Here is a 22,723-nt window from a genome sequence, read left to right on the forward strand (position 1 = left end):
ATATCTACGAAATGAAAGTTTCATTTCGTAGATTTATTATCATTAATTTTTATTGTATTCATTTCTCTAATTTCATTCTAGTTAGTGTTATTCATAACTATAAAATCTACTAGTTTAGCTGCTAAATTCGCAGTAAGATCATCTCTATCATATATTGGGTTTAATTCTGCAATATCGCAGGATATTACTTTCTTAGAATTAAATAAAAAAAGTAGCATTTTAAACACAAAATAAGGTGTAAAACCTAAGGAAGATGGTGCACTTACTCCTGGAGCGTAAGCAGACGAAAACCCGTCTAAATCTATTGTGATGTATAAATAATCATTTGATTCAATAAATGGAATTAAACGTTGTTGGAGTAATTTCATTTCTTCATTAGATGATTCGCATTCGAAGTTAATTGCATAATCTACCTGATATTCTTTTGCGATTTCAAATAGTTTCTTGGTATTAGATTGCCGCTGAATGCCAATAATAAAATAATCGACAGTTTCATTACTTTTTTCTAATTCTGTAATGATTTGATTAAAAGGGGTTCCCGAATTCGATTTTCTTTCTATAGAACGTAAGTCAAAATGAGCATCAAAATTTATGATGCCAATTTTTCTTTTAGGTCTATTTTTAATAGCATCACGAATTCCCATAAAATGACCATATGCCATATCGTGCCCACCACCAATAGCTATGGGAAAAATTCGTTTAGAAATTAACAAACCTATGACTTTAGAAAAAGCAAGTTGACATGATTCCATGTCTTTGTCAATGCAAATAATATCCCCAACATCTGCAACATGCTTATTATCAAAATGCACTGGTAATTTTGCCAATCGTTCTCTAAGAACTCTGGGGCCTTGTGCCGACCCTACTCTTCCTAAATTTCTACGTACACCTTCATCACAAACATAACCCAATATGGCGATATCAAGCTTTTCTTTATTTTTTAAATCAGAAATATCGTATAATTCAATTTTTTGATACCAATATTGATTTCCTATATCTGGGTTTGACTTTCTTCCTGTCCAGCATACTCTCTGTGCAGATTCATAATCTGTATTTATATTATTTAATTCACGCATCTTCATTCAAACATTTATTTAATCTTCAATCCTCTTGAAAAAGCTTTCTCTATTTGGTTAATACTAAAAGATTATGGGATGGTTGCATAGGAATTAATTGCCTTTATAAGTATTAAAATGACATTCTTACCAATAGTTATTAAGCCAACTTTATGTTCTAAATCCACGGCATTAGCACCATTAATTTTGGCCCCATTTACTGCCTCTTCAGGACCGATTTTCAATTTAATACAGATCGGGGAAACTACTAAATTTATATTTCCAGAAGGTGCAAAACCAAGGTTGTAATCTTTAGCCAGAGCTAACAGCAAGCCTGAATTAATTACTTTTTTGGGCATTCATCCATTTTACCGAAGCCAGAAATCGAACTTTTTTCAAAAAGTAACTGTAGTCAATTCATTTATATCTTTTCCAGAAACTAGTAGAATTGAATTTGTAAAACTTGGATTATTTCATTAAGGTTCTTGAATAAGATAACCATTAAAATAAATTATTTAAAATAGTATCTTCAACTAAATTTGGAAGTGTAACTTTTAGATTTGGCGATCTTTTCATTTCCCTTTTAATAGCAAAGGTAGCTTCCTTATTTCTGGCCCAACTTCTACGTGCAATTCCATTGTTAACATCATAAAATAACATATTCCTTAAATTTGCTTCAGCCTCTTGTGTACCATCTAATACCATTCCGAATCCCCCATTTATTACTTCTCCCCAACCTACTCCACCGCCGTTGTGAATAGACACCCAGGTTGCGCCTCTAAAGCTATCGCCAATCACATTATGAATGGCCATATCTGCAGTAAATTTACTACCATCATAAATATTAGAGGTTTCACGATAGGGTGAATCAGTTCCACTTACATCATGATGATCTCTTCCTATAACTACAGGTCCCATTTTTCCAGCTGCTATGGCATTATTAAATGCTTCTGCAATTCTTAATCGACCTTCTGCGTCTGCATATAATATACGTGCTTGTGAACCAACAACCATTTTATTTTTTTTTGCGTTTTTGATCCATATAATATTATCTTGCATTTGCAATTGAATCTCTTCTGGAGAATTCTCCATGATTTCTTGCAATACGGTTGCAGCTATTTCATCTGTAGCGTCTAAATCTTCAGGTTTTCCTGAAGTACAAACCCAACGGAATGGCCCAAAACCATAGTCAAAAAACATTGGTCCTAGTATGTCTTGTACATATGATGGATATCTAAAATCGATATTATTCTCTGCCATTACATCTGCACCTGCTCTGGAAGCTTCTAATAGAAACGCATTTCCGTAATCGAAGAAATAGGTGCCTCTTGCAGTATGTTTGTCTATTGCGGCTGCATGTCTTCTTAGAGATGCCTGCACTTTATCTTTAAACAAAACTGGTTCTTCACGAATCAATCGATTAGATTCTTCATAAGAAATACCTACAGGATAATATCCTCCTGTCCATGGAATATGCAACGAGGTTTGATCTGAACCAATATGAATATAAATGTTTTCTTCATAAAAACGTTCCCAGATCTCAACTACATTACCTATATAGGCAATGGAAACAACTTGGCTATCCGTTTGCGCTTGTTTTGCTTTTTCAACTAGTTTATCCATATCATCAATTAGGACATCTACCCAACCTTGTTCATGTCTTTTGATTGCTGCATTTGGATTAACTTCTGCACAAATTGTAATACAATTGGCAATGTTTCCTGCTTTTGGTTGTGCACCGCTCATTCCACCTAATCCGGAGGTTAAGAATATTTTTCCATTTGGCTTTTCACCTTTTGGCAAGATTTGTCGAAATGCATTTATTACAGTAATTGTGGTTCCATGAACAATTCCTTGTGGACCAATATACATAAATGAGCCTGCAGTCATTTGTCCGTATTGAGAAACGCCCAACGCATTGAATTTTTCCCAGTCATCTGGTTGCGAATGATTGGGTATCACCATACCATTAGTAACAATAACTTTAGGAGCACTTTTCGATGAGGGAAATAATCCCATTGGATGTCCAGAATATAAGTGCAATGTCTGTTCGTCGGTCATAGTAGCTAAATACTGAACTGTCAAAAGATATTGTGCCCAATTTTGAAAAACCGAACCATTACCTCCGTATGTAATCAATTCTTCAGGGTGCTGTGCCACTTCTGGATCAAGATTGTTATGAATCATTAATATAATTGCTCTGGCTTGTAAAGATTTCCCGGGATATTCAGCAATATCCCTTGCATAAATTTGATAATCCGGTTTAAATCTATACATATAAATACGACCAAAATTGATCAATTCTTGAGCAAATTCAACAGCTAATTCTTGATGCCAATCTTTAGGAAAGTATCTCAAAGCATTTCTAATTGCTAATTGTTTTTCATTAGCTGATAAAATATCTTTTCGCCTGGGTGCTCTATTAATATTCTTAGCGTATGCATTTTTTGCAGGAAGACTATTTGGTATTCCTTGCAGAATTTTTTCTTGAAATGTCATATTTTAGGTAATTTATCTTACAATAAAAGATCGATTTTTAACCAAATCAATCATATTGTCGATGTCATATTTTAATATTCTATCATCCTCTAACTTATTTACTCTACTTCGTACAATTACAAAATTTTCCTCTATAATTTTCGAAAATGTATTGGGTCTTCTAAATTCCATAGCCTGTACAGCAAACATCAATTCTATAGCTAGTATCTTTTCTATATTTTCTAAAATCTGATTTAGTTTACGACCTGAAATACTTCCCATGGATACAAAATCTTCTTGCCCCAAAGATGTTGGAATACTATCAGCAGAAGACGGAAAACACAATGATTTATTTTCTGAGGCCAATGCAGCTGTCGTATATTGCGGAATCATATAACCTGAATTTAAGCCTTCATTTTCCGTAAGCAATCTTGGCAAACCATACTTGCCTTCTAATAATAAATAACACCGTCTATCAGAAATATTTCCTAATTCTGAAGCAGCTAAGGCAACATAATCAATAGCCATTCCCAAAGATTGTCCATGAAAATTACCACCAGAAATAGCTTCGGTTTCACTTAACACAATCGGGTTATCTGTAACAGAATTCATTTCTATTCCTGTCAATTCTTTTAAGTGATAATAAGCATTTCTAGAGGCACCATGTACTTGGGGCATACAACGAATTGAATAAGGATCTTGTACACGGTTGCACTCCAAATGGCTTTCTATATTCTGGGAATCTTTAAGCAATTTTCGAATTCTCTTGGCTACTTTTAAATTCCCTGGAAAAGGACGTATTTCATGCAAAGCTTTTTTAAACGGAGCAGCGCTTCCCTGAAACCCTTCTAAACTCATAGTCCCTGATACATCTGCTAAATCTAATAAGTATTCCATTTTATCAAGCCCTTTGATAGCATGCGCCAAAATAAATTGTGTTCCGTTTATTAGCCCTAGACCTTCTTTAGCTTCTAATTGTAATGGTATCAATCCGTGAGACGATAAGACTTCTTTGGCTGAACAAATAGCATCCTCAATCCAAAAATCACCTTCTCCTATTAAAGGCAAAAATAAGTGAGATAGTGGAGCCAAATCTCCTGAAGCACCTACGGAGCCTTGTTCTGGTACTACTGGTAATAAATCATTTTCTATAAAATATATAATTCGCTCAATCAAGCTAAGCCGTACTCCAGAGTACCCCTGACATAAAGCATGTACTTTACAAATCATCATGATTTTTGATAATTCTTTTTCAATTGGCTTTCCTACCCCAACTGCATGACTAATCAATAAATTTTCTTGTAACTTTTGGGTTTTTTCTGGGGCTATTTGTTTATCACACAATGGACCAAATCCAGTATTAATACCATATACTGCTTTATTGCCCTTGGCCATTACTTCTACTTTTTTTCTACATGAATTTACTCTATCTATAGCAGTATTTGTTAAACTCCCTTTCAAAGTCCCATTGGCTATGTCTTTTACTTTTTTTATAGTTAGTTGATCAACTCCATATTTAAACATATCATATCAAAATTAATTTACAGCAAAGTAATTCAATTTTTCCATACGTTATAGGACTAATATTATGAATAATTGATAACTATAAGGTATCAATTTAAAAAACTGATCTTTTTTGTTTTTTGATTTTTTAAATGAATATTGCTATATAAGTATGCTTGTATTAATCAATCGCTCTTAAACTTCATTTGAGGAATGATACCGATTATTGGATTAACATTTGTTTTTTTTATGCGTTTTGGATTTTTATAAATTATAAGTTGAATATCCAAAATTTAAGTTATTCCTTGAACATTAGATTATTTTAGAGTCTTCCCATCTTTTGATGTAAGAAGCGAATTGCTTTTAAAATAATGCAGTAATCCTATAGCAACCAAAACAATGCTTCCAGCAATTATGAAAGGATAGTAAAAACCACCTGCAATCAGCCAAGTTCCTAAAACTGGCCCTAAAATCTGTCCTATACTATTTGCCGAGGTTTGGAGAGAAATATTACTGCCCGCATTTTCTTTTGAAAGTAAGGAAATGGCTGAAAGCAGGTTCGGGGTCACCATAGCACCCCCTGCGGCAAATGTGATGATTAGTACATATACATAAAATTCATTATTAAAAAAGGGAAACGCGATCATTGATATTCCTGAAATAAATAATCCGGCTCCAATTTGTTGCTTTGCAGTTAATAATTTTTCACCGTAGGTCGCAAATACGGGCTGTAATACCGCCATTACAGCTCCACAAAGCATAAAACCAATACCTATCTGATTACTGGAAAATAATAATTCATCTTTTCCATAGATTGAAAAAACCGTTTCAAATAGGGTAACGACGAACTGCATTACAAAAGAGAGTAGTAACAATACAATTAAGAACCGACTGAAGTTAAATATTTTTTGTTTTCCTGATACAAGTCTGCTTACAGGGGTTGTATTTCTAAGCCATTTAATCAGTATGCCCAATACAATAAAACCCAAAAAGGCCACCAGAAGAAAAGGGATTGAAAAACGATCCAGATGTAATATCCCCAGTGAATATTTAAAGTGTAGATTGGTTTGGGAAAGAAAGCTGCCTAAAACAGGCCCGAAAATGACCCCTGAGCTTATAGCTACCCCAGACCAGGCCATAATCTTGGTCCTATGCTTTATAGAAGTAATATCACTAAGGTATGCGTTACTGACAGGAATTACCGCCGATGTGAATATACCTCCAAGGATACGCGCTATATAAAGCATTGTAAGGGAAGTTGCCAACCCTGTTAGCAGTTGCATTACTATAAACCCTATCAATCCAACAATGATAATAGGCTTACGCCCGTATTTATCGGATAGCCTGCCCCAAAGTACAACGAAAAGAAGCTGGAAAAAAGGATAAATACTGGTCAATAAACCGATATGAAAGTTGATCGAATCAGGGTCCAGGTTATCTTCTAATGCAAGCCTTTCGGTATAGTATGGAAGGGTTGGCAATAAAATACCGTATCCCAACATCACTACAAATAAACTCAATAGGATTAAAAATATCTTGTTGAGTTTTTCTTTCTTATTCATCTATTTTTTACCGATTTTTCGCTTTAATAATTGCGCATTAATAGCCACAATAACGGTACTTAAACTCATAAAAACAGCTCCAACGGCTGGTCCCAAAACGAAACCAGAAGAATAGAGTACACCAGCGGCTAGTGGAATGGCTACGACATTATATCCAGTTGCCCATATTAGATTCTGAATCATTTTGTTGTAAGTAGCTTTACCAAATAAAATTAGGTTCGCAATATCCTGTGGATTACTGTTTACCAATATAATATCGGCTGTTTCAGCTGCCACATCGGTTCCCGACCCAACTGCAATACCAACGTTTGCTTGTGCCAAAGCAGGTGCGTCATTTACGCCATCGCCCGTCATTGCCACAAATTCCCCTTTTACTTGCAATTCTTTAACGATTTCTACTTTTTGATGTGGTAATACTTCAGCATAGTAACCGTCCAATCCAAGTTTATCGCTAACCGCTTTTGCCGTAATTTCATTATCTCCGGTTGCCATCAGGACTTTAATGTTATTCTTTTTAAATATTTTGATAGCCTCAGCAGATTCTGGTCTTATCTCATCAGCAAGAGCTATATATCCCGCCAATTGACCATCAATCAACACAAATACCACAGTTTCCGCGGCATCGCTATAGGCATCTTCAGGAATGGTGATCTTTTCGTCTTTTAAATAACCAGGACTCACCACTTTTATTTGCTTACCTTCTACATTTGCCTCTACACCTTTGCCCGTAATCGCATTAAAGTTTTCAAGTTTTGGAATGGTAATATTGTCTTCTTTAACTTTTTTGATAACACCTACAGCAATAGGATGTTCTGAACTTTGTTCTAATGCGCTAGAAAGCCTCAAAATTTCTTCTGATGAATACGTTTCATTTACAGATTCAATTCGGGTAACGCCAAAATCCCCTTTGGTCAATGTTCCTGTTTTGTCAAACAATAAAACAGATATTTTACGCGATTCTTCAAACGCAGTTCTATTTCGGATTAACAATCCATTTTGGGCAGAAACTGCGGTAGAAATGGCAACTACTAAAGGAATTGCAAGACCTAAAGCGTGTGGACAGGCAATAACCATAACGGTAACCATTCGTTCCAATGCATATACAAAAGGAAATCCTAAAATCAACCAAACTGCCAGTGTTCCAAAACCAATTGCCAGAGCAATATAAGTCAACCACTTTGCAGCTCTATCAGAAAGGTTTTGCATTTTGGACTTGGTCTTTTGTGCTTCCTCTACCATCGTAATGACCTTGTTGAGGTAGCTGTCTTTTCCTGTATGTTCTACTTTTACTTGGATACTTCCATTACCATTTACTGAACCTCCAATAACTTTATCTTTTTCTTCTTTTTTTACTGGTTTCGATTCTCCTGTAAGCATAGATTCATTCAGGTAACTGGAACCTTCAATAATAATTCCATCAGCGGGAACTTTTTCTCCCGGCTTTACTAGAATTAGGTCATCCTTTAAAAGGTCTTCCAGTTTTATATCTTCTATAGTATCGTCTTTTACCCGATGGGCTTCGGCGGGCATCATACTTACTAACAATTGCAATGCTTTGGACGCTCCAAGTACACTTTTCATCTCTATCCAGTGACCTATAAGCATAATAGCGATAAGCGTAGCCAATTCCCAGAAAAAATCGACACCTTCTAGACCGAACACCGTGGCCGAACTATACACATAAGCCACGGTAATTGCCATTGCTATAAGTGTCATCATACCAGGAGCACCCTTTTTGATTTCGGACCAGAATCCTTTTAGAAACGGCCAGCCACCATAGAAATAAACCACAGAGGAAAGGGCAAATAAGATATATTGGTTTCCCGGAAGCAGAAACTCATAGCCGATAAAGTCCTGAATCATCGGTGAGAAGAACAGTATGGGAAATGTAAGTACAAGCGTTACCCAAAAACGTTTCTTGAAGTCGGCAATCATCATTTTATGATGATCGTGACCCATTTTCCCATGACCTGGGTTATGTCCTGAATGGTCATCTTTTCCATGGTTCATTTTAGAATGATCTTCTTTTTTATTTTTCATCTTGGAATGATCCATTGCCGCATCTTGGCCGTGCTTGGTCTTTTCGGTGAAATTATCTTTAATTTCAGTTTCTTTTTCCTTCCCTTCTTCCTTTGCGGGATCCTTACCTTTACCCTTATGACCGGGATGATGTTCGTGATTTTCCATAGTTTTTAGTTTGCTAGTTATCGTAATTTCTTTCTCATAGCTTCTGAAATATTTTCGGCATATACACCGTAGGCATCTACCAAGAGACCTTTTATTCCGTCTTTGGAAGATATAGCATATAGAATACTATTATCATCTGTACTACTCATTCCTTCAAAGCGATAGGTTTCATCCACTTTAAAATCTTCAGGATGGATCTCAATTTTGAGTGAAGCACATTTCAAACATTCAGGCGTTAAGTTGAAGTCATAGGGATATTCGTTTGCCTGTAAATCGTTTATTGCTTCTGAAAGTGTATCGTAATTTTTCATTTTTTTTTATTTATAGTTCATAGTAAAATAACTACCATCGTCTTCGGTAAATTTCTGAAAGGTCAATAAACCTTTTCCATTTAATTTCTCGTTAACGATATAGTTGAGTTGCTTAATGCGAATTCCCCAAGCATAGGCCTTAATATTAATTTTTGATTTAATATTGTTACGGTCTAATTTTCGGTCGTAGATCTTTATTATGCTTTTAGAACCAAAGAAATTCAACAAGCCCGAGTCAAAACTTATTTCCAGTTCAATGTCCTCTAGGTTATCCAAATCGTATAGATTTTTAAACTTTTTGGAGGTGGTATTGATTTCGGTTTCCTTAGATTTTGGGTTTGAAAACGGAAATGCCATAACCATTATACTAGCTTCATCTGGTTTACAGCGATAGGTCGTTGTGTATTTGTCGGTAGATTGTTTGTCCTTGTCAAACAGTTCGGTGATCACCATAATTTCATAATATCCATTCTTCTTTATAGCTTGGGCAGCTTCAAAAGTTTGTTTGTTTAAAAAAGCACTTTCTTCATCAAAATTTTCCCGAATTACAACTCTACCTGAAATCTGCCCAATGAGCATTTCGGTTTGTCCATTCATCGTAAGGTTGAATAGGATAAAAAGTAGAATGAAACTTTGCTTTCTCATATATGGTGCATTAATTTTTTAACTTCTTTTGCCATTACATCGCTCAAGTCAATAGCATTTGAAGGATGTGGAATGGTATTGCAGGTTACTATTTTTTCGACTCCTGAATCCAACAGATCTTGATAGGCATTACCCGAAAAAACTGCGTGAATGCCAATACATATTGGTGGTTTCATGCCTGCTTTTTTCAAATGTTTCACAGTTTCAATCATTGTTCGTGCAGTCGAGATAATATCATCCACCAAAATAGGTGTGGCCTCTTTGTATTTATCTACATCAGGAACCGAGACTTCCACATCACGGTCGCCGTAACGTACTTTCTGTAATACTGTAAAAGGTACCCCTGCATTTTTGGCAACCTCGGAAACCCATTGTTCGCTTTCAGAGTCGGGACCGATAAGAACAGGATTTTCGACGTTTTCCTTAATCCATTCTGAAATAGCATCAGCAGCGTGAATGACTTTGTTTGGGATGTGATAGACTTCACCCAAAGAGCTTATCCTGTGTAAGTGGGGATCTACAGTGGTAATACTATCGGCAAAACCAGAAATCAATTTCCCGAAGTAAGCGGAGGTTACACCTTCACCTTCATTAAATACTTTGTCCTGACGCATATAGGCAAGGTATGGCGCTACCAAACAGGTACACATCGCTCCGAGAGATTTTGCAGTATGGCTCAAAAAGTAGAGTGGTAATAGTTTTTCGTCTGTTTCGTGCAGCGTGCAGACCAGTACTACACATTTATCCTTTACATCGGATAATATACGTGTATAGGATTCTCCATCGGGAAAACTGCGTAACGTGGCTTTGCCTATTTCGGCATCCATTTTTGTGGCCAAAAGTTCTGTGAGCTTTTCATTTCCGGGAAGACTGAATAATATTGATTTCATAATATATTTTTTAAATAATGGTTATGATGTCGTCGTGGCTATTTTTATATTCCAAGGCATAATCAAGTTCGCCTTTGGATTCTGCATATATAGTATATAGCAATTGGTTCTTTTCAATAATATCTTTCAAATGAACATTAAGAAGAATCCCTGCGGATTTAGATTGTGGCGCACCCGAAAGCTTTGCAAGTTTGGCAATCTTTCTGTTATCGATTCTTTCTAAAACTCCTGACTTTTCTGCCTTAATTTTGATTTTATAGGGTGCTAAAACAGGTAGTGTAAAGCGACCTTGAGCTTTACAAATGGCAATAAATTTTTCATAAGCTTTGCCAGATTCTAAAATTTGTCTTGCAATCTGGTTTCCCATTCCCGATTTAACTTTTCCAGAAAGTTCCAATAGTTCCCCTGCTAAAAGCAAGGCTCTTTCCGCTAGGTCATTTGGTGCATCAGATTCATTCTTCAAAACCTTTAATATATCGATAGCTTCTAAAGTAGGACCAATACCATTTCCAACAGGCTGCGTACCATCTGTAATAATAACTTTTACTTCTAAACCAACAGCTTTCCCCACGGTTTCCATATGTCCTTTTAATTGCTCTGCCATTTCTGTACTGCGTACTTTGGCGGTTTCTCCCACAGGAATATCAATTAAAACGTGTGTGGATCCTGCTGCAGCTTTCTTTGAAAGCACAGAGGCTATAAGCTGGCCTTCGCTATCAATATCTAAGGCTTTTTCTATTTTTATGAGCACATCATCCGCAGGGCTCAATTGTGCCGTGCCTCCCCATACTAAGCAGCCACCTTCCTTTTTAACCACTTCTTTTATTTCTTCTATAGAAAGTGCAACATTGGTTAATACTTCCATAGTGTCAGCCGTTCCCGCTGGAGATGTAATTGCCCGGGATGACGTTTTGGGCATCGTAAGGCCATAAGCAGTAACGATAGCCACCACGATAGGTGTGGTTCTGTTACCAGGCAAACCTCCAATACAGTGTTTGTCCACAACGATTTCTTTGCGCCAGTCCATCTGTTTTCCAGATACAATCATTGCTTTTGTGAGGTTTGATATTTCTTCAATATCCATCCTTCCTCCTGCACAGGCTGTAATGAATGCAGAAAGATGTATGTTGGAATAATCGCCTTCAACGATATCGGTTATAATTTCGCTATAAGCGTTATAATCCAGTTTTTGATTATAGATTTTTGCCCGAACGTGGCTCAAAGATTCAATAGGTTCCAAATGTGAAACATAGAGGGTTTCATTATGGGAAAGGTTCAGTTTTTTTTCCGCTGCATCCGATAGTCCAATTTCATTAGGCAACAGAATATCTGAATTTATAATATTGAGGCTTGCCACAATGGAAATATCTAGATTTGAAATACGAATTCTGGTAAGGGCTTCAAATCCTTCCGAAACACACACGTGACAATCTTCCCGCATATACACGACATTCTCGTTTTGTGTGTAGATTCCGAGATGTTTGTATTTCAATATATTTGAGTGTTGTTCCATATTTATCTTAATTGAAAAGATTTTATGATCTATTCTAATTCTTCAATAGTATATAATTGTGGTATTATAGCATCCCAAGAATAGGTTTCTTTGATACCTTTTTGTAATGCTTCCGCGCTTTCCTTTTCACCGTGAACTATGAAAATCCGTTCAGGTTTGTCTTTTATCTTACTCATCCAACCTATAAGCTCTGCGTGGTCGGCGTGTGCCGAAAGGCCTTCAATTTCAGCTACCTGCATTTTGAAAGGAACCCATTTACCATAAACTTTCAGTTCTTTTTCGCCTTCCAATAATTTTCTTCCACGGGTTCCTTCAGCTTGATAACCCACGAAAAGTAAAGTGTTATTAGGATTTTGCGCCTGTGTTTCAAGATAGTTGAGCATTCTACCACCTGTAAGCATACCACTTCCTGCAATAACGATTTTGGGTTTGTTATCAGTTCGTAATTCCATAGTTTCACGATAACTTTTTACGACCGTGAAATGTGAACACATTTCATCACATTCATTGTCTTCTAACCTGTGCCAATCCCTAGTGCGGTGGAACAGTTCCAATACACTAGCTCCCATTGGGCTGTCCATAATCATTTGTACTTTGGGTATTTTGTTCTCTTTTATTAATTTCCAAAAAATAAGCATCATTAATTGTGCACGTTCTACCGAAAAGCTCGGAACAAATAGACTACCACCTTTATTGACTGTATCCTTGACTAATTTTTCAATCTGCGGAATGGCTTCCACTTCATCAGGATGAAACCTTCCGCCGTAAGTAGATTCTATGAATAGCACATCTGCCTTTTTTGGTTTTAAAGGTGGAAACAATAGTAAATCATTAGTTCTTCCAATATCGCCTGAAAAAACAAAGCGTTTTCCGTGTAAATCCAACTCGATATAGGTAGCACCAAGAATGTGTCCGTTATATTGAAATCGAGCCTTGATACCTTCAAACAATGAAATCCATTGTGCTTGCGGAACGCCCTTAAAATGCGGAATTGTTTTTTCTACATCGTTTAAATCGTATAATGGTTCTGCTGGGCTATGCTTTGAATAACCTTCCTTATTAGCACGTTCGGCTTCCTGTTCCTGTATTTTCGCACTATCATTAAGTATAATTTTTGCGATGTCCAAGGTTGGATTTGTACCATAGATAGGACCCTTAAATCCTTGTTTTACTAACCTTGGCAAGTATCCAGTATGATCTAAATGGCCGTGGGTAAGCAATACAACATCAATATCTGAAACTTCAACAGGTGGATGTTCCCAGTTTTTGAGACGTAACTCCTTAAGTCCCTGAAAAAGGCCACAGTCTACCAGTATTTTTCTATCTCCCGTGTCCAACAAATATTTTGAGCCAGTTACTGTACCTGCTGCGCCCAAAAAGTGGATATTAATTTTATTGTTTCTCATTTTTATAATATTAGTTTAGTGACCGCCACAACAGGAAGATGTGTTTCCTATATCTTGGTTCAACGTATATAACTCCACTATCTCATTAAATAAATTGCGAGAATCGACTTTAATAAGTAGAGCCAGCTTCTTTATGGATTTTTGCTCGGAGTTTACCATTTCCAATAATATTTCTAAGGCTTCTTCAAGAAGCTTTGGGTCATCTTCCAATGCTTGGTAAAATGGTTCGAAATCTATTTTGCACTGTTGTTGCGGTTCTTCAGTTTTCATAAGTTTTGTATTTAAGATTGTTAAACTTTTTATCATTAAGTGCTTTTACATAGCGCTTCTGCATCTTCTAAAATTTTCTTGTGTCTTTTCTTATCAATTCCTATCTGCTCCAATAGCGCAGGGTTTTCCTGAAGCTCATCACAGAGCACAATACCTTTATCCAATAATTTTGTTTTTTCAGCTTTGGTTATCGTTGTTAAGGCGGTAAGCGGGTGTAAGCCTGACTTGTCTATTCTATCCTTTAATCCGTTTCCCATAGGGTAATCCCAACTTGTCAATAGTAATCCTACACATTTACCATATTTTATAGCGTCACTTGTAAATCGAGTATTGGTGTACAAACCTCCTTTATGAAGTATAGTTTCGTGGCCTTTTTGATGCTCCCACTTCGCTTTTACATCCAAAAATCTTGATTGTATATATAATGGAATTTTCACATTGCAAAATCGTCCTTGGTCGCTGTGGAATTTACACTCAATCATATAATGGTTATTATCTTTTTGCGCTATCACATCCACTTCATGCTGCACACAATTACCTTGAACAATCTCACCAACTTTTGCATCATAACCTTCGTGCGTAAATAATTTACCCACCAGCTTTTCAAAAGGAAAGCCAGAGGGACCCAATTCCATCAAGGCTTTTTTGAGTTTGTACTTTGATGCACTTAGCCTTGATTTACCCTTTAGCATATTGAATGCTAATTGGTAAATTTTTTTAGTGGTCATTCCTTCTTCAATCTGCTCCTGTACCTTACGGGCTATATTCTGAATAATATCTTCATCTGCCCCTGAACGCCGTAGGGAGTTGATGAGTTTGTTTACATCAAAAGCTTGGTACTCACCAGAGTATTTTTTTATTAAAACTGATTTATTCATCGTTACACTTTAATGGTCATCACAGGCAATTCGGAATGATTGGTTATACCTTCAGCGATACTTTTGGAGAACAGGCTTAAAAAACCTGTACGTCCGGAGGTACACATAGCGATCAAATCGGCATCTTTATATTTTAAAAAATTGTTTATTCCTGTTTCTACGTCAGGTTCGTTATATACATTCAAGGTATACTTTTCCAGATCCGGAAATTTTTTCAAGAACTCCTTAATAGGGTTTAGCCCCTGCTCAATATTGTTAAAATCAGTCTGAGTATTGATTCTTAATAAATGGATATTCGCTCCGCATTTTTCAGCAATCGAAATAACCTGCTCAAATGCTTCGTTCACATCTTGAAGAAAATCTGAAACAAAAATGATATCTTTGAAAGGAAAGGATACTTCCTGGTCCTTAACCACGATTACTGGGACATCAGCTTTTCTCACAATTTTTTCTACATTGCTTCCCATTAATTCACGCACTCCGCCGCGTGTGCCGCTGCTTCCCGTAACTATAAAATCGTGATGAAAATGACCAGAATGTTTAAGGATATTTGCTTGTCCGCCATCAAATTCCAAAAAGGTACTGCATTCAATTCCTTGTCGTTCTGCTTTTTTCTGCAGTTCCCTCAGGTCGGCTTTTATACTCCCTATTTGTTTCACTGTTTCTGGATACCGCATTTCCTTTTGTTTATCCAACTTTACCCAATCGACAGGGGTTTTTATCAAGTGGAAAAAATGGATTTCAGAATTATAAAGCTTCGCCAATTTAATTCCGAGTTCTGCCGCTTTATTGCAGTTTTCTGAAAAGTCTGTAGGTACGAGTATGTTATTCATTTCATTAAATTTTAATTATTTTGTTTCCATTTAAAATCACAAATTTCTGCTCCGGTTACAACAACGTTTGTTCGTCATAATTTGGCATTTTATAGTTCAGCCAAAAGAAAAACCAATACATGCTAAATATTTATACAAATCTCTATGAACCCTTTCGCTTCGTAATATCATAATGGGATCCTTCATATAATTGAAGTAAAAAAGATGGTCTGTTTTTGAGATATTCTTAAAATCTCGTAAAAGACCTATTTTTGCGGATTTTAAACCCACAGTTTTATACCAACAAAGGATCGTTTTCTATTTTTTAAATTACCCTATAATTTAAGCAATATTAATTTTGTCTTCCAGATATACACTTTGTACTAAATTGAGTAATTCCAAACCTTCTTTAAAAGGCTTTTGAAATGCCTTTCTTCCCATAATCAATCCAGAACCACCAGCTCTTTTATTGATGACAGCAGTTGTCACAGCTTCAGTTAGATCTGATTTCCCTTTGGAACCTCCTCCTGAATTTATCAATCCTATTTTTCCCATATAGCAATTGGCTACTTGTAATCGACAAAGGTCAATTGGATGATCTGTGGTAAGTGTTTTATACATAGCATCATCATATTTTCCAAATCCTATATCTTTAAAGCCATAATTATTTGTTGGTAATTTTTGTTTGATAATATCTGCTTGAATGGTTACACCCAGATGATTAGCCTGTCCTGTTAAATCAGCTGCCGCGTGATAATCTTCTTTTTCGGTCTTAAAGGCTTCATTGCGCAAATAGCACCACAAGATGGTTACCATACCCAGATTATGTGCTTCTTCAAATGCTTCGGCAATTTCCTTGAGTTGCCTGTTGCTTTCTTCTGAGCCAAAATAAATGGTGGCTCCTATGGCAACAGCTCCCATGTCCCAAGCCGCTTTTACCTTGCCAAATAATGTTTGGTCATAGGTGTTAGGGTAGGTAAGTAGTTCATTATGGTTAATCTTGACGATAAACGGAATTTTATGGGCATATTTTCGGGCGTTCAATCCCAATACACCAAACGTAGATGCCACACCATTACAACCAGCTTCGATCGCAAGTTTTATAATATTCTCCGGGTCAAAATAATCGGGGTTTTTATAGAATGAAAAGGCTGCGCTATGCTCAATACCTTGATCTACAGGTAGGATACTTAAATATCCAGTACCTCCTAAATTTCCATGATTGTATAATTGGGCAAGACTTCGCAGTACCTGAGGATTTCTGTTGCTATTGGCAAACACCTTATCAATGTTATCTTTGCTCGGAGCCTGTAGTTCATCCTTTGTTATTTTTTCGCAAACGTGATCCAAATAGAAGGATGCTTTTTCTCCTAAAATTTCTGTGATATTTTTCTCTGTTTTCATTTTAATAAGAATTAATGAATTCCTAAACTTTCATTGGTTTTAGAAATGGATTTTGCCCCATCCATTTCAATTCCAGTAAGTGCCCGAATGGCATCGATAGTTTCAGGTATAACAATGGCTTGGTTATCCACTACATAGGCATAGAACAGTTCATCGCCCACTACTTTTAGCATATCTTCCCAAAGGGCTACTTCATACATATCGCCCCAAGGCCTTCCCATATCCAAGAACATTTCCTTAATGGTATTGTTGGAAACTAAACCTTGGTCATATTGAATTAGTTTAATACGGCTGGACGTTTTAAAAGCATTAAGCACTTCTTCCTTCGTGGCCTGCTTTTTCAATTTTACATTCCAGTAGTGCATATGGCTTAAGGTTTCAGGCACTTTTACTGCGGAAGTGATTACGTCCAAATCAGGATCAACACTTTTAGCGTCAGGGCCTTGATGGCTTGGAATATCTTTTTCGGGAACCATTGTGTTCATAATACCACCTAAATGGCTTTCCCAAGGATCTGTCGCTCTTCTTAAAAGTGTACCCCTGGCATAATCCAATAAATCGGCTCTTTTTAGGGCAGTCAGCGTTCTTAAAATCGAGGTGGTATTGCAGGAAACAACCCTTGTGGCATTTAGGTTTATAGCCGATTTGTAATTATTTTCGGCACTAAAGGAATGGCCTGTGGTTTCGTGTTTTTCGCCACCCTGAACAATAAATTTGACACCTCTCTCTTTATAGATTTCTACATTTTGAGCTGCAATTTTTTTAGGCGTACAGTCCACGACGAGATCTGATTTTTTTAGAAGTTCCTGCATATTGCCTTTAATTGAAATCCCTTCGGATTTCATTTTATCAGCTGCTTCTTCGGTAGCTGCATAGATGTCATACTCCTTTCTTACGGCATTTTGAATGCGCCAATCACTTATGATATCACACACTCCCACAAGCTTCATATCGTTTTGTAGATTAATGGCATCCGCCACCCTCTTACCAATGACTCCATATCCTATAACTGCTATATTTTTCATATAAATTGGTTTTCTAATTAACTCTGTTTTATTTTTGCTTTGCTTTAAGTTTCCATTCCCATCGGCATATTACCTTCATCGTCTGTATGTGAAATCATAAAAACACGTTCCGAAACAATTATTAAAACAATCCCAATTGCAGCTACAATAAGGACTAAAGGATCACTCAGGTATTTTATGTATAGAAAGGCAGAGAGTACCCCAATATCAAGTATGATGGCGATTAAGGGGATTATAGGTTGAAAATCAACTTCTTTTCTAAGATGTCTAAAAAGTCCCCAATGGATTGCAATATCCATAATGAGATAAAAAATAGCCCCAATAGAAGCAATTCTTGTTAGATCGAATAGAACGGTCAATAAAATAGCGAGTGCAACCGTGAAAATGAGCGCGGGATTTTTAAGTTTGCCTATTCTTTTTAAAGATGGTACCTGTTTCATATTGCTCAGCATAGCCAACAAGCGTGATGCCGAAAACACACTTGCTATAACGCCTGAAAAAGTTGCAACAATAGCTATTGCGATGGTAATCCAGGAACCCCATTCCCCAAAAACTGGTTTTGCAGCAGCAGCCAAAGCATAGTCCTTTGCTTCGATTATTTCAGGGATGCTTAAACCTCCTGCTACGGCAAGTGCCAAGGCTACATATATGAAAGTGCAGATAAGTATAGAAAACACAATAGATCGCCCGAGGTTTTTGTGAGGATTTTTGATATCTCCACCCTGATTTGTAATAGTCGTGAACCCTTTATAGGCAAGAATTGCTAAAGCCAAGGCAGCAACAAAACCTAATCCCGGTGGTAAGGCTTCGGTGTTTTTTGGAATATAGTTTCCGGTAATATTTGCAAACCCAGAAACTATTAGACCTGCAATAGCGAGCAATGCGATACCAACCACCTTTATAATTGCTGTAAAGGTGGCTGTTGCGCCAATTACTTTGTTTCCTAGAATATTCACTATATATGCTGTTACCAAAAGCAGAATACCAAGAATGGACGCGTAACCAGCAAAACTATCTGGGAACAAGCGAAGCGTATAGGCTCCGAAAGTGCCTGCTACCAAACTTTCTGAAACCACCATTGACAAATACATCAACAAAGAAAAGACACCTGTTGTTGTTCCAGGCCCGTAGGATTTACTTAAAAATTTGACGACACCTCCAGAGGAAGGAAAGGCGTTTGAGAACTTTACATAGGAATATGAGCTGAAACCTACTACAACAGCACCAGCAATAAAAGCAATCGGGAATAAATCGCCCACCAACTCTGCTATTTGCCCCATAAGGACAAATATGCCGGCACCAATCATTACGCCAGTGCCAAGAGATATGGAACCTATTAAGGAAAGCTTATTATTTTTGCCTGTGGTGTTTTTCATATTTAAACGATTTCTTTGCGTTGTTGACTGATGGCTTTGGATTAAAATTTCTAATAATCAGTAGCATACTCTTTTCATAGCTGAAATAACTAATGGCTCAGTTAAGGCCAACCAATACTTTATTTCGAAAACCGTTGGCGTACATTAGGGAGTCGTAAAGAACTTTTCACCAGTTGACAAAATAATGGCTGAACCTGATGGAAAACATCTCTATTGAATAAAACCATCTGTAACCCTTTGTGTCTGACTTTTTCTAACAAAGACAATTCTGAAATCCGCCACCTATAATTACCACACGTGGCAACGAGGAATCTGGTAGACAGATAATATCTGTTAATTTGCAATCCGATTCCTTTATTTTGTTTTGCGCGTGTTTCATTTAAACTTACTTATTCACGTTTTTTTCAAAATCGCCTTTACTTCTCATCTTTGTTTCTTGCAATCATTACCGAACACTTCGCGTGTGTTGCGATATATTGTGAAACAGAACCCAACAATAAACGTGAAAATGCCCCGTGGCCTTGGGAACCGAGTATAATTAAATCTGCATTAAAGGCTTCTGCTTTTTCTAAAATTTCTTTTTTTGGAAGACCAATAACAACAGCGGTGGTTATTTTAAGCGTGCTATTTTTATTTTTCAATGAATCTGCAGCTACGGAAACAATTTTTTCTGCAGATTTTTCTGCAAATTCTTCTGCATTGGATATGACCTCTTGATAGTAGGAGCGAACGCTGTCCACCGTAAGTAGATCTGGTGCCCACACATTGGGATTCTCATATACGTTTATAATACTAACTTCACTATCATTTGGTAATGGAATTTTTGCAAGTTCACTTACAGCAACTTTGCTAAACTCTGAACCATCTACTGCAAGTATTATTTTCATAATTGATTATTTTATAGATTAGATTGATTAATGCCTTATTATTGTGCATCTTCTTTTTCTTTCACAATCAATACCGAGCATTTGGCGTGGGTTGCTAGATATTGTGAAACAGAACCCAATAAAAATCGTGAAAATGCCCCTTGCCCTTGTGAACCGACTACAATTAAATCAGCGTCAAAAGATTCCGCTTTTTCTAAAATTTCTTTTTTAGGAAGGCCGTTAACAACAGTTGTTGTGATGTTAAGCGAATCATTTTTTCTTTTTAATACTTCAACAGCTTTGGAAACAATTGATTTTCCTATTATTTGTGCATTTTTTATAGCATCCTCAGGGTATTTGTAAAGTGTTGCTTTTGTTGAAACTAAACCAGGCATTGGCATTGCGCGATGCTCATAAATGTTTATAATATTAACTTCACTATCATTTGGCAAAGGTATTTTTGTAAGTTCCTTAACAGCTGCTTTACTGTAATGAGATCCATCTATTGCTAATACTATTTTCATGATTTGAATATTTTATCGATTGCGATCTCTTATGCTTTATTCTTATTCATAAATGCTTGTGCATCTTCTTTAGAAGCGAAGTAAAAAACAATTCCGCTGCTTTTATCTTGAATAATAAAAAGCGAAGCTTTAGCTACTTTTTTTACTAAATAGATTGCATCCAAAAAATTTCCTAGGAAGAATAACATTCCAGCAGTCGAAACAACCCCCGTGGCTATAAATTTTCTTCTTGCCTTAAATTATTTGGATTTTATTTGAGCATTATAAAAAGCTCCAATACATGCACCAATAAGCCAACCTAAAATAAAGGTTTGAACAATACCAAATAGTGCTTCCAATAAAGGTACATCCATCCTGATGATACTTGAGACATCTAAGCCATGTAAAAGACTATTAAAAAAGGTGATTGAACCTTCTTGTCCTGCCGTTGCCATTACGATCATACAGCCCAAATAAATTAAGGCTCCTGTAAGACCCAAAGCAAAACCGAGTTTTTTAACGTTTAATCGATACATGATTTTTTAGTTTTTAAATTAATTTTTTGAGTTTAAAATCTTTCTTGATGCTACAAATTCATCCTTGGATAATTCGCCTTTGGCAAATTGCTCTTTCAAAACATCCAGCGGGCTTTCTTTCTTGGTTTTTTGATAAGGTATGTCTGTGGGAATGAAAAATATCCAGGCCAAGAAAAGAAACCAGACAATCCACCATATAAAATGCATACCGCCGTAGTGATTCATAATATTAGTTTTTAAGAATTTATATTTTTAGGACTGTCTGAGTTCAAAATATTTTTTGACTCTTCTAATTCTTCCTTGGATATTTCGCCTTTGGCAAAACGCTTGTTCAAAATATCCTGTGGACTTTCTCTCTTTGATTTTTGGTATGGAATATCAATAGGAATTAAGAATATCCAAACAATAAAAATGATCCATATAAACCACCATATTAGGTGCATTCCTCCAAAACTTCCATCGTAATAGTGCATGATTTTTAGTTTTTAATTTGTTAATTTATTTCTGTGATTGTATACCACTTAAGTATATTGAGTTGCTTTTGTAATTCAGCAACTGTAAGTGTTTTATTCATCGTGATAAATGTAGCACCTATTGGGTTTAAGAATATTTCAGTATTTTCTATTGCTGGATGCTTTTCCAAAGTTTCTTTTACCTTAGTGACACAGCCTCCACAACCAATCCCGTCTATTTGATATTTTTGTTTCATATCTTATCTTAAAGTTAGTGATGATGATTCCCTTCTTGATTTTCTTTTTTATCCTTCTTATTTAAGTTCTCATCAGATAATCCGTGAGTATGGTTCCCATGCCCCATTGGCATTAGCAAGTGGATAACGAATAATATTATGATAAATGTAAATAGCCCAGTCCCACCTCCAATCCCTATTGAAGGTGCTAAAAAGATGAACAAAAGTGGTAGTCCGCAACCGATAACCATCCATAACCAGTGATTTTTCATGATTTTAGTTTTTTATGTTGTCATAAATTAACGATGCTCGATCTGTTTTGCTTAGGTCCGGCTATCCACATCGTCCATCTTGTTCATTCCCTGCATATCCATTCCCTTATCGCTCATCATCTTCATGCTGGACTGCATACAATCTTCGCTCATTATCCCTTTTTCCTGCATCATTATCATGATAGGTCCCATCATTTTTTCCTCATTCATCATTTGAGACATCATTTGAGACATCATTTGAGACATCATTGAGTGCCTCATTTGTTTGTTGTCCATCATCATCATTTGCATCCCTTCTCCTTGCATCATATAACCCATCATTTTTTTATTGCCCTGCATCATTTGCATTGCCTGTTCGCTGTTTTGCATTTGGCTCATTAACTCGGTCATATAATTCTGATTTTCCATAATGGTATTAAAAACCTCTGTGCGGGTTTCAGGGTTTTCCATCAATGCTTGGGGATCTGTTTCTTGTTTGCAACTGTTTAGGCTTAAAAGCCCAATTGCCGATAAAATTATTATTAGTGTTTTCATACTATTTAA

The 22,723-nt window shown here is 36.3% G+C and carries 26 protein-coding genes; all 26 read right to left on the reverse strand.

Annotation, left to right across the window (positions count from 1 at the left end):
- Positions 1 to 77: 77 nt before the first annotated feature.
- Positions 78 to 1,076 (reverse strand): formimidoylglutamase, encoded by a 999-nt coding sequence (gene hutG / locus ES724_RS02515; RefSeq protein ID WP_146929915.1) that lies wholly within the window; start codon positions 1,074 to 1,076, stop codon positions 78 to 80.
- A 71-nt stretch (positions 1,077 to 1,147) separates the two neighbouring features.
- Complete coding sequence (locus ES724_RS02520) at positions 1,148 to 1,414, reverse strand: amidohydrolase family protein (protein WP_146929141.1); 267 nt, start codon at positions 1,412 to 1,414, stop codon at positions 1,148 to 1,150.
- Between the two features lie 142 nt (positions 1,415 to 1,556).
- Positions 1,557 to 3,554: a urocanate hydratase gene (locus tag ES724_RS02525; protein WP_146929144.1), complete on the reverse strand. Its 1,998-nt coding sequence runs from the start codon at positions 3,552 to 3,554 to the stop codon at positions 1,557 to 1,559.
- Positions 3,555 to 3,566: 12 nt separating this feature from the next.
- The gene (gene hutH, locus ES724_RS02530; RefSeq protein ID WP_146929147.1) at positions 3,567 to 5,057 is read right to left on the reverse strand and encodes a histidine ammonia-lyase; all 1,491 of its coding nucleotides are present in this window, start codon (positions 5,055 to 5,057) and stop codon (positions 3,567 to 3,569) included.
- 296 nt (positions 5,058 to 5,353) lie between these two features.
- Entirely contained in the window at positions 5,354 to 6,598 is a 1,245-nt protein-coding gene (locus ES724_RS02535) for an MFS transporter (RefSeq protein WP_146929150.1), read from the reverse strand.
- Positions 6,599 to 8,785 carry a copper-translocating P-type ATPase gene (locus tag ES724_RS02540; RefSeq protein WP_394345064.1) on the reverse strand — a complete coding sequence of 729 codons (2,187 nt, stop codon included), beginning with the start codon at positions 8,783 to 8,785 and terminating at the stop codon, positions 6,599 to 6,601.
- A 17-nt stretch (positions 8,786 to 8,802) separates the two neighbouring features.
- The gene (locus ES724_RS02545; RefSeq protein ID WP_146929153.1) at positions 8,803 to 9,096 is read right to left on the reverse strand and encodes a phosphoribosylpyrophosphate synthetase; all 294 of its coding nucleotides are present in this window, start codon (positions 9,094 to 9,096) and stop codon (positions 8,803 to 8,805) included.
- 6 nt (positions 9,097 to 9,102) lie between these two features.
- The gene (locus ES724_RS02550; protein ID WP_146929155.1) at positions 9,103 to 9,741 is read right to left on the reverse strand and encodes a hypothetical protein; all 639 of its coding nucleotides are present in this window, start codon (positions 9,739 to 9,741) and stop codon (positions 9,103 to 9,105) included.
- The gene (locus ES724_RS02555; RefSeq protein ID WP_146929158.1) at positions 9,738 to 10,631 is read right to left on the reverse strand and encodes a ribose-phosphate pyrophosphokinase; all 894 of its coding nucleotides are present in this window, start codon (positions 10,629 to 10,631) and stop codon (positions 9,738 to 9,740) included. The genes ES724_RS02550 and ES724_RS02555 overlap by 4 nt, the downstream gene beginning before the upstream one ends.
- 10 nt (positions 10,632 to 10,641) lie before the next feature.
- Complete coding sequence (locus ES724_RS02560) at positions 10,642 to 12,144, reverse strand: thymidine phosphorylase family protein (protein WP_146929161.1); 1,503 nt, start codon at positions 12,142 to 12,144, stop codon at positions 10,642 to 10,644.
- A gap of 29 nt (positions 12,145 to 12,173) precedes the next feature.
- A complete protein-coding gene (locus tag ES724_RS02565; RefSeq protein WP_146929164.1) occupies positions 12,174 to 13,550 on the reverse strand; it encodes an MBL fold metallo-hydrolase RNA specificity domain-containing protein in 1,377 nt (458 codons plus the stop codon).
- A gap of 15 nt (positions 13,551 to 13,565) precedes the next feature.
- Positions 13,566 to 13,820, reverse strand: coding sequence for a hypothetical protein (locus ES724_RS02570; RefSeq protein ID WP_146929167.1), 255 nt, complete (start codon positions 13,818 to 13,820; stop codon positions 13,566 to 13,568).
- 35 nt (positions 13,821 to 13,855) lie between these two features.
- The gene (locus ES724_RS02575) at positions 13,856 to 14,698 is read right to left on the reverse strand and encodes a restriction endonuclease (protein ID WP_146929170.1); all 843 of its coding nucleotides are present in this window, start codon (positions 14,696 to 14,698) and stop codon (positions 13,856 to 13,858) included.
- Between the two features lie 2 nt (positions 14,699 to 14,700).
- Complete coding sequence (locus ES724_RS02580) at positions 14,701 to 15,531, reverse strand: universal stress protein (RefSeq protein ID WP_146929173.1); 831 nt, start codon at positions 15,529 to 15,531, stop codon at positions 14,701 to 14,703.
- A gap of 321 nt (positions 15,532 to 15,852) precedes the next feature.
- The gene (locus ES724_RS02585; RefSeq protein ID WP_146929174.1) at positions 15,853 to 16,914 is read right to left on the reverse strand and encodes a class I fructose-bisphosphate aldolase; all 1,062 of its coding nucleotides are present in this window, start codon (positions 16,912 to 16,914) and stop codon (positions 15,853 to 15,855) included.
- A gap of 11 nt (positions 16,915 to 16,925) precedes the next feature.
- Positions 16,926 to 17,939, reverse strand: coding sequence for a type II glyceraldehyde-3-phosphate dehydrogenase (locus tag ES724_RS02590; protein ID WP_146929176.1), 1,014 nt, complete (start codon positions 17,937 to 17,939; stop codon positions 16,926 to 16,928).
- A 44-nt stretch (positions 17,940 to 17,983) separates the two neighbouring features.
- Entirely contained in the window at positions 17,984 to 19,315 is a 1,332-nt protein-coding gene (locus ES724_RS02595) for an APC family permease (protein ID WP_146929179.1), read from the reverse strand.
- Between the two features lie 416 nt (positions 19,316 to 19,731).
- A complete protein-coding gene (locus tag ES724_RS02600; RefSeq protein ID WP_146929182.1) occupies positions 19,732 to 20,202 on the reverse strand; it encodes a universal stress protein in 471 nt (156 codons plus the stop codon).
- 38 nt (positions 20,203 to 20,240) lie between these two features.
- Positions 20,241 to 20,705, reverse strand: a complete 465-nt coding sequence (locus ES724_RS02605) for a universal stress protein (protein WP_146929185.1) — start codon at positions 20,703 to 20,705, stop codon at positions 20,241 to 20,243.
- A 29-nt stretch (positions 20,706 to 20,734) separates the two neighbouring features.
- Positions 20,735 to 20,893 (reverse strand): hypothetical protein, encoded by a 159-nt coding sequence (locus ES724_RS16450; protein ID WP_170249838.1) that lies wholly within the window; start codon positions 20,891 to 20,893, stop codon positions 20,735 to 20,737.
- A gap of 51 nt (positions 20,894 to 20,944) precedes the next feature.
- The gene (locus tag ES724_RS02610; protein ID WP_146929188.1) at positions 20,945 to 21,220 is read right to left on the reverse strand and encodes a DUF5676 family membrane protein; all 276 of its coding nucleotides are present in this window, start codon (positions 21,218 to 21,220) and stop codon (positions 20,945 to 20,947) included.
- Positions 21,221 to 21,238: 18 nt separating this feature from the next.
- Positions 21,239 to 21,445 carry an SHOCT domain-containing protein gene (locus tag ES724_RS02615; RefSeq protein ID WP_146929190.1) on the reverse strand — a complete coding sequence of 69 codons (207 nt, stop codon included), beginning with the start codon at positions 21,443 to 21,445 and terminating at the stop codon, positions 21,239 to 21,241.
- Positions 21,446 to 21,456: 11 nt separating this feature from the next.
- On the reverse strand, positions 21,457 to 21,693 hold the full coding sequence (locus tag ES724_RS02620) for an SHOCT domain-containing protein (RefSeq protein ID WP_146929193.1): 237 nt from the start codon (positions 21,691 to 21,693) through the stop codon (positions 21,457 to 21,459).
- Positions 21,694 to 21,713: 20 nt separating this feature from the next.
- A complete protein-coding gene (locus tag ES724_RS02625) occupies positions 21,714 to 21,929 on the reverse strand; it encodes a heavy-metal-associated domain-containing protein (protein WP_146929196.1) in 216 nt (71 codons plus the stop codon).
- Between the two features lie 14 nt (positions 21,930 to 21,943).
- Positions 21,944 to 22,180, reverse strand: a complete 237-nt coding sequence (locus tag ES724_RS02630; protein ID WP_246136803.1) for a hypothetical protein — start codon at positions 22,178 to 22,180, stop codon at positions 21,944 to 21,946.
- A 51-nt stretch (positions 22,181 to 22,231) separates the two neighbouring features.
- Positions 22,232 to 22,714: a hypothetical protein gene (locus tag ES724_RS02635; protein WP_146929202.1), complete on the reverse strand. Its 483-nt coding sequence runs from the start codon at positions 22,712 to 22,714 to the stop codon at positions 22,232 to 22,234.
- Between the last annotated feature and the right edge of the window lie 9 nt (positions 22,715 to 22,723).

The sequence above is a fragment of the Gillisia hiemivivida genome, from assembly GCF_007997295.1.
GTDB classification, from domain to species: domain Bacteria; phylum Bacteroidota; class Bacteroidia; order Flavobacteriales; family Flavobacteriaceae; genus Gillisia; species Gillisia hiemivivida.